This is a genomic window from Kaarinaea lacus (genome assembly GCF_975902315.1).
This window is the reverse complement of the sequence record NZ_CDLKIE010000269.1, coordinates 1-13,042: the sequence shown is the minus strand read 5'-3', so window position 1 is coordinate 13,042 and position 13,042 is coordinate 1. Positions and strand designations below refer to the sequence as shown.

Here is a 13,042-nt window from a genome sequence, read left to right as displayed (position 1 = left end):
TGTGAACCCTTTATTTCCGGTGCTGAATTTCCACCCACCGCGGAAGCCTTAATGCGCTCGAGGTATGTGGCCTATAGCCAGCAAAACAATCAATACATTATCGACACCTGGCATTCCTCCACCCGGCCGGATGATCCCACGCCCGCTGAAGACCCTAATGTGGAATGGACGGGATTACAGATATTAAGCACCGAGGAAGGCGGGCCAAATGACGAGCGTGGCGTTGTGGAGTTTCGCGCCCGTTGCCGAGTCAAGGGTGAGGCCGGCGGTCTGGATGAGTCCAGCGATTTCATCAAAGAAGACGGTCGTTGGTATTATGTCGACGGCACCGCCATCAAACCCCAGAAAACAGCCCACTTAAAAGTAGGCCGTAACGATCCCTGCCCATGCGGCAGCGGAAAAAAATACAAAAAATGTTGTGGAAAAGCGGCGTAACTATTTACCACTAACTTGTTACCTGCACCCGAAACAAGAACGTCATTTCACGAATTATTTTCAATAACCAGGTCATGAGCAAACGGAAACAGTTGTTGCACGTGATAGCATTTGGCGGATACCCGGACTTTACCGCGCTATATGAACAACATGGCTACCAGGTCACTTCCTGTAAAACGTTGCGCAAGGCGCTTGCTCTGGTAAAGCAATTATCGCCAGCAGTCATTGTAGCGGAGTTTGTGTACGCACCGACTTACGGTTCGCAACTGAGTAATTTTGAGTCTTTGCTCGCTGCGGCAGAAAATTTCTCACCCAATGCAAAGCTGATCGCATTAGTCCATCAAGCTGATTTGGCACATTTTGAAAAAGTAAAAGCGCAGAACGAGCAATGCACGGCCTTGCCGTTCCCCATCTCGACAAATGACATGGATAACTGTCTTAACTCAATTGATATATCGGAATAACTGTCGCAACAAATAGTTTCGCAAAACAAGGTAGTAGCGGGATAATCACAAAATTATAATTGGGTTAATAACTCGGTTTCTGTCATATCACCCGCGGTATCAATGCGAACACCAATAATATCCGGGCGACGCGACTTAATATAACCTGCCATCAACATCAATAATGTTTCGTTTTCAGAACTAATAGCATTCAACATTTTATTTGCCGCAATCTGACACCGCTCTTCGGAATTGGGATTGTCTACCCATGAGCGACTCATTTGCCAGCCCTGATCCATGTCGCTGTCCATTTTCTGAAAAAAGTCTTCGCCCTCCTGCACAATGTCATCCGGCAAATCGAGAGTTTTGGTGGTTTCGTCAATGTACACAGTTAATTGCATGGAAATTCCTTTATATCAAAATCTAGGTTGCTGGAAAAACTGCTAGTGTAGCAATTAATTGCTATGAAGACGCGTCGGAAATCGAATAAGTCGCTAATCATAACCGGCACAATAATCATTAAAGATCCGACATGCATCCTGTTAAGGCAAAACCAGACCAGGCCTCAACCTGAAACTATTCAAGAAAAATCACCAAATTGCCGTTATTTCTAACGAAAATCCGTATTTTTCATCAACCCGTGTGCACAAAACAGACAGCACAAGGAATTAATTATTATGAATTATCAAATAGTTAATTTGAAATCAAAATTAAACAGCCTCAGTTTGTAATATGGACTCTACAAATACCGAACAAAACACGGACTACAGCCTCCTCATCGTCGACGACAATGAGATGAATCGACAATTAATGGCATTGCAGTTCAAACGTGCCGGCTACAAGGTTGAACTCGCTGAAAGCGGCTATGAAGCCCTGGATCTTATCGAGGCTACTTCCTTCGACCTGGTGTTGCTCGACATAATGATGCCGGGAATCAGTGGGCTGGAAACTCTCGAAGAAATCCGTAAACAACATACTCTCATCAGCCTGCCGGTCATTATGGTGACTGCCGACGACCTGGAAGAGAGCGTAATAAAAGCACTTCAACTCGGCGCCAATGATTATTTAACAAAACCCCTGAATGTTTCGGTCGCCCTGGCGAGGATAAAAACGCAGCTGGCACTAAAAGACCTCGCCGCGTTGAAGGACGAATTTGTTCGTTTTGCCAGCCATGACCTGAAAAAACCGTTGATCGTTATGATGGACATCGCCTCAGAGCTCAAAAAGACTTTATCCCCCGGCGAGCTTGTGACAGATGATGCCCCCGTGCTGATGGATCTCATTACTCGAACCGGGGATAACATGCAGCAGGTGATTGCAGGATTTCTAAATACCGAGTCCTCGCAGGCAAGTACCCCGGAGCCAAAATACAAACACATTGCGCTAAATGACATTGTTGATAAATCGCTACAACTAAACGAAAGTTATGCGCGTAAAAAAGGCGTAAAACTCAAAAAAGAACTTGCCGAGGATTTACCTTCGATTGAAGCTGACGAGTTTCGGCTGTCGCAAGTGCTGGATAATCTTATTGGAAATGCCATGAAATTCAGTCAAAGGGAAACCACGACAACGGTGCGCACGCGCGCAGACGAAAATTTCGTTTATGCTGAAGTCTGCGATGGCGGACCCGGATTAACAGAAAGCGATATGAAAAAGCTTTTTACCCGGTATGCCAAGTTAAGTAGTGTACCAACTGGTGGCGAAACCAGTAGTGGTATTGGATTATCAATGTCCAAGCAGTTTATAGAACTACATAAGGGGAAAATTGGTGCACGTAACAACCCTGACAGCGGCGCGACATTCTGGTTCAGCATCCCCATTAAAAACTGATCTGCACGATACTTTAACAAACAACATTACGTCGCTCGCCGTTTTGAAAAGCCACGATATTTTCCGCGATTTCATTAATTACTCGCTGTCGTGATTCAACACTGGCCCATGCAATATGTGGCGTCACGATCAGGTTGGGTAATCGCGTATCAAGCAGGGGATTGCCATGCTTTGGCGGCTCCTCGCTCAGTACGTCTATACCCGCACCGGCAATAGATTGCGATAGAATTGCATTAAGCAACGCACTTTCATCAACAATGCCACCACGTGCAGTATTAATAAGTAGCGCAGTTGATTTCATCAAAGCAAACTCTTTTACGCTGATTAAGTTCCTGGTGTCTGACGTGAGCGGGCAATGCAAACTGACAACATCGGATTGTGCCAGCAACTCTTCCAGCGAAACTCTGCCATCTTGCGGCCTGGTTCCTTTCCTGGCTGCAACCAGCACCTGCATACCAAAAGCTTCACCCACCTTCGCCACCGCACTGCCCAGCACTCCATAACCAATAATACCCAGGGTTTTCCCTGCCAGTTCGCTGATTGGATAATCCAGCAGGCAGAAGAAAGGACTTTTTTGCCAATTACCTTCTCGAATCGCCGTTTGATATTGATTCAACTTCCGTGTCAATGCCAGCACCAAACAAAACACATGTTGCACAACAGATGGTGTAGCGTAGTTGGTTACATTAGTAACTCTGATACCGGCGTTGAATGCTGCATCAAGGTCAACATTATTGGTTCCTGTCGCTGCGATACAAATGAGCTTCAATTGTGACGCCTGACCAAGATGACGGTTTGTCAGATTTACTTTATTGGAAATGACAATATCGGCATTCTTAATACGTGAAATCACATCTGCATCATCAGTATTGTCATGATATTGCCAATCACTGACCACCGTTTTGAGTACAGACAGGTCTATATCCCCATTATCGATAGATTTTAAATCCAGAATAACACCTTTCATAATTTTCCCGTTGGGCCCGGTTTCCTGCGCGCGATAATACCATTAAACTAGACGTTCCCGACGTAAAGCACAACACAGGCAATGCTTAATAATCACCCTCACACCAAACATGTATCCACATATAAGCTGTCTATTTCGCTGCTATTGCTCGTCAATGGCCTTTTTTTCACAAAAATCAGTGATGCGGGACATCTTCCCGTGTGGGAACTTGGAGTAGGCCTGGGCGCATTGAATGCACCGCATTACAGGGGCTCAAAAACAAGAGTGGATTTTGCACTCCCCTTTCCCTATGCGATTTACCGTGGGGACATTTTTAAGGTTGATAGAGAAGAAGGCATCACTGGAAAAATATTTAAAAGCGAACGGCTTAATCTCGATATCAGCCTTGCAGGCAGCTTACCGGTACCCAAGACAGACGATAGCGCAAGAGCCGGAATGCCAAGCCTTGATTTATTATTTGAGATTGGCCCTGAACTGGAATATAAACTTTGGCAGTCGGAGAAAAAAGATAATACATTTTGGTTTAAAATTCCTTACCGCTTTGTATTTTCTGTTGGCGACCCACTCCTGCAGTACCAGGGCTGGACCTTTTCACCCTATATCAATTACAGGATAAAAGTGCGACAATTTGGCGGATTAATGCGTTATAGCGCCAGCATCGGTCCTATCTTCGCAGGAAGCAAGTACCATAACTATTTTTACGAAGTTGATTCTGTTTACGTTACGCCCGAACGCCAGGCATATCAGGCCGATTCGGGCTATAGTGGCAGCCGGGTTACTGTATCGATCGCCAGGAATACCAAAAAATACTTCATCGGGCTCTTTGCGCGATATGACAACCTGGAAAACGCCGTTTTTGTCGATAGCCCCTTAGTCGAAACTACTGACTACTTCGTGTATGGAATTGCTTTTGCCTGGATATTCATCTCTTCAGACGCGAAAGCGCCTCATTAACAACCAGGAACCTATTGTGTATCAAAAACTGGAACAACGTATCAAAGCGTTACAAAACTCGGACATCAACAGTTTAGTAACTGGCAGAAAAGTTGGCATTGAAAAAGAATGTTTGCGTGTTACCTCCGACGGCAAGATTTCCAGCACCCCTCACCCTGTTTCGCTGGGTTCGGCACTCACTAACCCCTTTATCACTACAGATTATTCAGAAGCCCTGTTAGAACTTATTACACCGCCATTCGAATCAATCACCCAGGTACTTGACTTTTTACGAGACACGCAGAAATTTGTTTACTCGCAATTGCATGAAGAAATCTTATGGAGCACCAGCATGCCATGCGTACTGGCGGGCGAAGAAAATATCCCTGTCGCACAATACGGTTCGTCCAATGCCGGCACGATGAAAACTGTTTATCGACGCGGCCTGGGGCATCGTTACGGTAAAATGATGCAGGTTATCGCTGGCGTTCATTACAATTATTCCCTGCCGAAATCCTTCTGGTCTACTTACCAGGAAATGGAAAAGGACTCCCAAAATCCACAGGATTTTATTTCTGAATCCTATTTTAAATTAATTCGTAACCTGCAACGCTTCGGCTGGTTGGTACCTTACCTGTTTGGTGCTTCGCCAGCTGTTTGCCGAAGCTTTATGGACGGTATCGAAAAAATTCTGGAACCTTTTGATGAATACACCTTTCATCATCCTTACGCAACTTCATTACGTCTTAGCGATATCGGTTACCAAAATTACAAGGAAGGTAAAACGGGAATCAAAGCAAATTACGACAGCTTGTCGTCTTACATCAAATGCTTAAAACACGCTATTGAGACACCATCCCCGGCATACGAAAAAATTGGGGTAAAAACCAACAATGAATTCCAGCAATTAAACGCGAATTTGCTACAGATAGAAAATGAATATTACAGCACCATCCGTCCCAAACAAATCACTGGCACCTATGAAAAACCGACCGTTGCCCTCGCGCAACGCGGCGTTGAATATATTGAACTGCGTTCCCTCGATATCAATGTGCTGGAACCATTAGGCATCAGCGAATCACAATTATATTTCCTGGAAGCTTTTCTGGTGTTTTGTTTGCTACACGAAAGCCCCACCATAAACGCTGAAGAGCGCAGGGAAATCGACCACAACCAGAGCAGCACTGCGCACCATGGACGCGAACCCGGTTTAAAGTTACAACGAAATGGCAAACCGATTTTACTTTCTACCTGGGCTACTGAGATTTTTCGAGCCATGGTTAGTGTCTGTGAGCTGCTGGATCAGACACAGCTTCATTCCCCTTACACGTCAGCGTTAAAGGAATATTATCAAATGGTAGAAAACCCTGATTTAACACCATCGGCAAGAATCCTTCAGGAAATGCACGACAATAATGAACCGTTTTTCCCCTATTCCATGCGCTATGCGCAGCAACATGCGCGTTATTTCGAGTCTGTTAAAATCAGTGAGGAACAGTTACAGTTTTTCATAGCAGCCGCAAATAAGTCATTAGCAGATCAATCACACATGGAGGCAAGTGATACACTTGGCTTTGACGAGTTTCTGAAGCAGTATTTTGCTGAAACCCTGGATGTAAATAGCAGACATATGCACTTTTCGTAAAATTCATGCGTTCCCAAAAATTGGCATTCGACAGACACACCAGTCTCTGTAACATTACGGCAGCTTCTGTATCCAATAAAAAGAGCAAAGACATTCATTCAACCATAAAACAATTAGTGATGACGGATAATATGATGCGTAACTTGTTAAAAAATATTGCATTTTTGGTTCTACTATTTTCAACAACCAGCTATGCAGGAGAAAAATTTGATGACTTCAACGGCAACCAGAAAAGCGTTGCCGACTACACTGGCAAGGGTAAATGGCTAGTTGTCATGCTCTGGGCTTCGGATTGTCATGTGTGTAACCAGGAAGCACACCAGTATGTCAATTTCCACAAACAACACAAAGGCAAGGATGCGCAGGTATTGGGAATTTCCCTTGATGGCCAAACAAAAAAAAATGAAGCCAGGGAGTTTCTTAAACGCCACAACATTAATTTTCCCAGCTTGATCGGCGAACCTGAGAATGTGGCGTCGATGTATCAGGAACTCACAGGGGGAACCTGGGTAGGCACGCCAAGTTTTATGGTTTATACACCCAGTGGCGAGCTTCTGGGTGCTCAAGCAGGTGCCGTTCCAGTGTCCGTCATTGAATCATTTATAGAGCGCGAATCTGCAGCAACGCAACCAAAATCCTAGCTTCCAGTCTTGCTTCGAAAAATCCGCACCAGGGTGTTCGCGTCTTGAATTTGGACTCGCGCTACTATATATAGCACCCAACTTTTAGCCAATACTGCTAAATACCCCATATAAATTAGGGGTTAATATTGTGCAAAATTTGCCGAAAAGAAGTTTTTTTGGTGCTAATTATGCTTGCGCACCTTGACACTGGGCCAACTAAATCGTATTTCTAATAACATGAGATATTTCAATTAGTTGGACAAATAACATAACTTATTGTTTTTAAAGAAAAATACATGGGAAAATCCTTAGTCATTGTCGAATCGCCCGCCAAGGCCAAGACAATTAATAAATATTTGGGTAAAGATTACGTCGTCAAATCCAGTATTGGCCACATTCGGGATTTACCGACCAGTGGCAGCGACAGCGGCAAATCAAAGTTAACGCCTTCTGAACGGGCAAAACTTGCCGCCGAATCTCGAAAACTCCCCAAGGAAGAACGCGAAGCGCGCAAGAAAGTGCGTGCCCGTGAGTCTTTAATCAAGCGTATGGGTATTGATCCGGAAAACGGCTGGAATCCACAGTATGAAATCATGCCCGGCAAGGAAAAAGTTATATCCGAATTGAAGAAACTTGCCAAAGATGCAGATGCAATTTACCTGGCCACTGACCTGGATCGCGAAGGAGAAGCCATCGCCTGGCATTTGCGAGAAGCCATCGGTGGCGATCATGGTAATTTCAAGCGTGTGGTATTTAATGAAATAACTAAAAAAGCCATTGAACACGCGTTTGCCGAACCATCTGACTTAAACCTTGATCAGGTTAATGCGCAACAGACACGCCGTTTTCTGGATCGCGTCGTGGGATATATGGTATCGCCCCTGTTATGGAAAAAAATTGCCCGGGGACTATCCGCTGGCCGAGTGCAATCCGTCGCTGTAAAACTCATCGTAGAGCGGGAACGAGAGATCAACGCTTTTGATCCGGAAGAATACTGGGAAGTTTATTGCGAGCTCAAACCACCTAAAGGTGATGAAGACCTGCGCATGCAGGTAGTAAAGCATCAAGACAAGGAATTTCGTCCTGGTAACAAGGAACAAACCGACCTGGCGCTAGCGGTACTGGAAAAGGCAAAATATATTGTCAGTAATCGGGAAACCAAACCGTCCAGCAGCAGGCCCAGGGCACCATTTATAACTTCTACTCTGCAACAAAGTGCCAGCACTCGCCTGGGATTTGGTGTGAAGAAAACCATGCTGATGGCACAACGCTTATACGAAGCTGGGTACATTACTTACATGCGTACTGATTCCACAAACCTCAGCACAGAAGCAGTTGACGCATGCCGGGAATACATTAAAAACAAATATGGCAAACCCTACTTACCGGAAAAACCAATTTCTTACAGCAGTCGCGAAGGTGCACAGGAAGCCCACGAAGCTATTCGACCATCCGATGTCAATGTGATGATTTCAGATCTGCAAAAGGTCGATGCAGATGCAGTGAAATTATACGAACTGATCTGGCGCCAATTTGTATCCTGTCAGATGACACCGGCAAAATTTGACGTCACCACACTAACTGTTACCGCAGAAGACTACGAATTACGAATCAAGGGTCGCACTGTTGTGTTTGATGGTTGGACCAGGGTGCTCAGACCAACATCCAAAGGCAGTGATGATGTTATTCTTCCAGAAGTAAACATAAACGATGAGCTAACGTTGCTAAACATTGACCCATCGCAACACTTCACCAAGCCACCTCCCCGCTACACTGAAGCCAGCCTGGTTAAGGAACTGGAAAAACGTGGCATTGGACGGCCGTCAACGTATGCTGCCATCATTTCCACAATACAGGATCGTGGTTATGTCACCGTGGAAAAACGCCGTTTTCATGCCAACAAAATTGGTGAAGTGGTTACTGACCGCCTTTCAGAATCGTTCAGCGAGCTTATGGACTATGGTTTTACTGCCGGCATGGAAGAAAAACTGGACTCCATCGCAGAGGGACATAATAATTGGGAAAAAACACTGGATTCTTTTTACGCTGAATTCAAGGAAAAACTGGAGCAGGCGGATAAAGATGAAAATGGTATGCGCAGTAACGACCCTATCATCACCGATGTAAAATGTCCCACCTGTGAACGTAACATGATGATACGTGTTGGCTCCACCGGGGTTTTTCTGGGGTGTGAAGGTTATAACTTACCACCGAAAGAGCGTTGCAAATCGACAATTAACCTCATACCTGGTGAAGAAGCCGTTAACGTTGATGAAGACGAAGAAGGTGAAGCCAAGTTATTGCGCGACAAGCATCGCTGTCCGAAATGCGGTGTTGCCATGAATAACTACCTGATCGATGAAGATCGCAAACTGCATGTCTGCAGCGACAGTCCCGATTGTGATGGCGTAGAAATCGAGTATGGCAAGTTCCGCATCAAGGGTTATGATGGACCGATTTTAGAATGTGATAAGTGCGGAGCGGATATGCAATTAAAGACTGGCCGCTTCGGCAAGTATTTTGATTGCACCAATGAGGAATGTAAAAACACTCGCAAATTATTACGCAGTGGTGAACCTGCACCGCCGAAGGCTGATCCCATCCATATGCCGGATTTTCCATGCGAGAAAACCGAAGGTTATTTTATTTTGCGTGATGGTGCTGCCGGTATCTTTCTCGCTTCTTCTGCATTTCCGAGATCACGTGAAACGCGTGCGCCCAAACTTAAAGAAATTCTACCGCATAAGGAAGAGTTCGATCCCAAGTTTAAATACCTTATTGACGGTCCTGTAGAAGATGACGATGGTAATCCTACCATTGTTCGATTCAGCAGGAAGAACAAAGAACAATATTTGATGACCGAAGTGGAAGGTAAAGCGACCGGCTGGAATGCGCATTACCGGGATGGCAAATGGGTCATAGAAAAACCGGAAATGAAAGCGCCTAAAAAGAAGAAAGCTGCTAAGAAAAAAGCGGCTAAAAAGAAAAAAGCCACCAAGAAGAAAAAAGCCGCGAAAAAAACATAAGCCGTCAACCGCAATTATTCGATCGCGGTGCCGGTGTTTTGCACGTCGGGATGTCTAATCCTGCACTGCAACGATGCATTTATGCTTTCTAACAACAAGTTTAGGGCACGGCGCCGTTAGCACTATCGATTACCGATTGCTAATCTAAAGCGCCATTCCGGTTATAACTTCCTCCGCTGATTCAATCTCAATCACCTTTAAACCTAGTTGGTAATTCGTGCCCAGAAAACCATGGAACTTGGTTGAAACTTACCAGTCTATTTTTTAGAGTAATCATATCCAGTTGTCAGTTAATTGCTATTATATATCAACAAATAATTGACACAGGATAATGACTATAGGAACGTAGTTATAGAAATAAATAAGCAGATTAGGATTCAGTACTATAAGGTTTATATATTGTTCAATTTACATTAATAAATAACCACCTGGACTCTAAGCGAATGAATTGCATGTAAAATTGAACTTGATCGTAAAATTACTATTATGCGCGCTTATTCGGTTTTAACGATGATTTAATTGCTAACAAGACTAATAAACCCCAAAATTTGGAAGTTGATCATAGTCTGAAAATAGTCAATTACCTAAACTGGCATTGGCCCACTATTTGCACTTTAATTATATATAGTTGGCCCTTGTGATTTAAAAGCTAAACATACAGTTAAGGACTGATTAAATCACCTGGAATCAGGGCCGCGCAATCTGTAGCACAAATTTGTTCTGGAGGCCGTCATGTCAATCTTCAGCCATTACCAAACCCGGTATGAGGAAGCCAAGGAGGAAGAGCTCTCTATTCAAGAGTATCTTGACCTCTGTAAAAAAGATCCCTCCGCCTATGCCACCGCAGCAGAAAGAATGTTAATGGCAATTGGCGAACCAACCATGGTCGATACCCGCAAAGACCCAAGACTTAGCAGGCTATTTTCCAATAAACTTATTAAAGTTTACCCCGCCTTTAAAGACTTCTATGGAATGGAAGAAACGATTGAACAAATCGTCGCGTACTTTCGTCACGCAGCACAAGGACTGGAAGAAAAGAAACAGATTCTCTATTTGCTGGGACCGGTTGGCGGCGGAAAATCATCTCTCGCTGAAAAATTAAAATCTTTAATGGAGCACTGCCCGATCTACGCCATAAAGGGTTCGCCAATCAATGAATCACCTTTAGGTTTATTTTCACCAGAAGAAGACGGCCAGATTCTGGAAGAAGATTATGGAATTCCATCGCGCTATTTAAGTGGCATTATGTCTCCATGGGCAATTAAACGCTTACATGAACACAATGGTGACATTACCAAGTTTAAAGTCGTTAAACTAAAGCCCAGCGTATTAGAACAAGTCGGTGTGGCGAAAACAGAGCCCGGTGATGAAAACAACCAGGACATCTCTTCGCTAGTAGGAAAAGTCGACATCCGCATGTTAGAGAAATACTCCCAGGATGACTCTGATGCTTATGCATACTCCGGTGGATTATGCCTGGCAAACCAGGGATTACTGGAATTTGTTGAGATGTTTAAAGCACCCATTAAAGTCTTGCACCCTTTATTGACAGCAACCCAGGAAGGCAACTTCATGGGCACTGAAGGTCTGTCCGCAATACCTTTTGACGGCATAATACTGGCACACTCCAATGAATCGGAATGGCTGTCTTTCAAGAATAATCGTAACAACGAAGCATTTCTTGATCGAATCTATATTGTAAAAGTACCTTATTGTCTGCGCGTCTCTGAGGAAGTCAAAATCTACAAAAAACTGCTGCGTAACAGCTCCTTGTCAGAAGCGCCTTGCGCACCTGGCACACTGGAAATGATGGCACAGTTTGCGACACTTTCGCGTCTGAAAGAACCAGAAAACTCCAACATTGATTCCAAGATGCGAGTTTACGATGGGGAAAACCTGAAAGACACCGATCCCAAGGCAAAGACTTATCAGGAATATCGCGATTACGCCGGTGTCGATGAAGGCATGACCGGTCTTTCAACTCGCTTTGCTTTTAAAATTCTTTCCAAGGTGTTTAATTACGACCATACGGAGATCGCTGCAAACCCGGTGCATTTGTTATATGTGCTTGAACAGCAGGTCGAACAGGAACAGTTCCCACCGGAAGTGGCTGAAAAATATGTCTCTTTCCTGAAAGGTATGCTGGCACCGCAATACGCTGAATTTATTGGCAAGGAAATCCAAACGGCTTATCTTGAATCGTATTCGGAATACGGACAGAATATTTTTGACCGTTACGTGACATATGCTGATTACTGGATTCAAAATGAAGAGTACCGTGACCCGGATACCGGCGAGAGTTTTGATCGCGCCGCACTGAATGAAGAGCTGGAAAAAATTGAAAAACCCGCTGGCATCAGTAATCCCAAGGATTTTCGTAACGAGATAGTCAACTTTGTACTTCGCGCACGTGCCAATAACGAAGGGAAAAATCCCACCTGGACCAGCTATGAAAAGTTACGCGAAGTGATCGAAAAGAAAATGTTTTCTACGACCGAAGACTTATTACCGGTAATTTCTTTTAACGCCAAAGCGTCCCAGGAAGATCAGGGGAAACACAAAAACTTTGTCAAACGCATGGTTGACAAAGGTTATACCGAAAAACAAGTCCGCTTATTATCAGAGTGGTACTTGAGGGTTCGCAAGGCATCTTAAGCGGTAGTATTTAACGTGACTCAAATTATCGATCGACGCCTTAACGGGAAAAATAAAAGTGCCGTCAATCGACAGCGGTTCCTTCGCCGATTCAGAGAGCAAATCAGGAAATCTGTTTCTGATGCCATCTCACAACGCAGTATAAAAGATATCGACAAGGGTGAAACCGTCAATATCCCTACCCGCGATACCAACGAGCCTATATTCAGCCATGGGCCGGGGGGTCGGCGAGAAATAGTCCAACCAGGTAACACAGATTTTGTCACCGGCGATAAGGTTCCAAGGCCACCTTCAGGAGGTGGATCCGGCCCGGGCGACGGCCAGGCCAGCAACTCCGGTGAAGGTGAAGACGACTTTGTTTTTCAATTATCACGCGAAGAGTTCCTTGAATTTTTCTTTGAAGACCTGGCGTTACCTGACCTGGTAAAAACCCAGCTGGCCAGTATTTCGGAACACAAAATGGTAAGAGCTGGTTATACCACCAG

General features: G+C 44.5%; 11 protein-coding genes. 9 read left to right on the top strand and 2 right to left on the bottom strand.

The window, feature by feature from the left end:
• On the top strand, window positions 1-435 hold a 435-nt coding region (locus tag ACWVCM_RS08390), incomplete at its 5' end, for a YchJ family metal-binding protein (RefSeq protein ID WP_455201285.1).
• 74 nt (window positions 436-509) lie between these two features.
• Window positions 510-899 carry a VpsR-related response regulator gene (locus ACWVCM_RS08385; protein ID WP_455201284.1) on the top strand — a complete coding sequence of 130 codons (390 nt, stop codon included), beginning with the start codon at window positions 510-512 and terminating at the stop codon, window positions 897-899.
• Window positions 900-952: 53 nt separating this feature from the next.
• Here ACWVCM_RS08385 and ACWVCM_RS08380 read toward each other — a convergent pair whose 3' ends face one another.
• The gene (locus tag ACWVCM_RS08380) at window positions 953-1,279 is read right to left on the bottom strand and encodes a hypothetical protein (protein ID WP_455201283.1); all 327 of its coding nucleotides are present in this window, start codon (window positions 1,277-1,279) and stop codon (window positions 953-955) included.
• Between the two features lie 331 nt (window positions 1,280-1,610).
• Between ACWVCM_RS08380 and ACWVCM_RS08375 the strand changes: the two genes are divergently transcribed.
• A complete protein-coding gene (locus tag ACWVCM_RS08375; RefSeq protein ID WP_455201282.1) occupies window positions 1,611-2,708 on the top strand; it encodes a hybrid sensor histidine kinase/response regulator in 1,098 nt (365 codons plus the stop codon).
• A gap of 13 nt (window positions 2,709-2,721) precedes the next feature.
• Here ACWVCM_RS08375 and ACWVCM_RS08370 read toward each other — a convergent pair whose 3' ends face one another.
• A complete protein-coding gene (locus tag ACWVCM_RS08370; protein WP_455201281.1) occupies window positions 2,722-3,675 on the bottom strand; it encodes a 2-hydroxyacid dehydrogenase in 954 nt (317 codons plus the stop codon).
• Window positions 3,676-3,756: 81 nt separating this feature from the next.
• Between ACWVCM_RS08370 and ACWVCM_RS08365 the strand changes: the two genes are divergently transcribed.
• From ACWVCM_RS08365 to ACWVCM_RS08340, 6 genes are all read left to right on the top strand, one after another.
• Window positions 3,757-4,629 (top strand): MipA/OmpV family protein, encoded by an 873-nt coding sequence (locus tag ACWVCM_RS08365; protein WP_455201280.1) that lies wholly within the window; start codon window positions 3,757-3,759, stop codon window positions 4,627-4,629.
• A gap of 16 nt (window positions 4,630-4,645) precedes the next feature.
• Complete coding sequence (gene gshA, locus ACWVCM_RS08360; RefSeq protein ID WP_455201279.1) at window positions 4,646-6,253, top strand: glutamate--cysteine ligase; 1,608 nt, start codon at window positions 4,646-4,648, stop codon at window positions 6,251-6,253.
• Between the two features lie 5 nt (window positions 6,254-6,258).
• Window positions 6,259-6,894, top strand: a complete 636-nt coding sequence (locus ACWVCM_RS08355) for a peroxiredoxin family protein (RefSeq protein ID WP_455201278.1) — start codon at window positions 6,259-6,261, stop codon at window positions 6,892-6,894.
• Between the two features lie 278 nt (window positions 6,895-7,172).
• A complete protein-coding gene (topA, locus tag ACWVCM_RS08350) occupies window positions 7,173-9,902 on the top strand; it encodes a type I DNA topoisomerase (protein ID WP_455201277.1) in 2,730 nt (909 codons plus the stop codon).
• A gap of 732 nt (window positions 9,903-10,634) precedes the next feature.
• Entirely contained in the window at window positions 10,635-12,557 is a 1,923-nt protein-coding gene (locus ACWVCM_RS08345) for a PrkA family serine protein kinase (protein WP_455201276.1), read from the top strand.
• A 15-nt stretch (window positions 12,558-12,572) separates the two neighbouring features.
• On the top strand, window positions 12,573-13,042 hold a 470-nt coding region (locus ACWVCM_RS08340), incomplete at its 3' end, for a DUF444 family protein (RefSeq protein ID WP_455201275.1).

Bases quoted from the DNA above. Each gene is read 5' to 3' on its own strand.
- ACWVCM_RS08375 (WP_455201282.1), top strand. From the start codon at position 1,611: ATGGACTCTACAAATACCGAACAAAACACGGACTACAGCCTCCTCATC.
- ACWVCM_RS08345 (WP_455201276.1), top strand. From the start codon at position 10,635: ATGTCAATCTTCAGCCATTACCAAACCCGGTATGAGGAAGCCAAGGAG.
- ACWVCM_RS08355 (WP_455201278.1), top strand. From the start codon at position 6,259: ATGCGTTCCCAAAAATTGGCATTCGACAGACACACCAGTCTCTGTAAC.
- topA (WP_455201277.1), top strand. From the start codon at position 7,173: ATGGGAAAATCCTTAGTCATTGTCGAATCGCCCGCCAAGGCCAAGACA.
- ACWVCM_RS08370 (WP_455201281.1), bottom strand. From the start codon at position 3,675: ATGAAAGGTGTTATTCTGGATTTAAAATCTATCGATAATGGGGATATA.
- ACWVCM_RS08385 (WP_455201284.1), top strand. From the start codon at position 510: ATGAGCAAACGGAAACAGTTGTTGCACGTGATAGCATTTGGCGGATAC.
- ACWVCM_RS08380 (WP_455201283.1), bottom strand. From the start codon at position 1,279: ATGCAATTAACTGTGTACATTGACGAAACCACCAAAACTCTCGATTTG.
- ACWVCM_RS08365 (WP_455201280.1), top strand. From the start codon at position 3,757: ATGCTTAATAATCACCCTCACACCAAACATGTATCCACATATAAGCTG.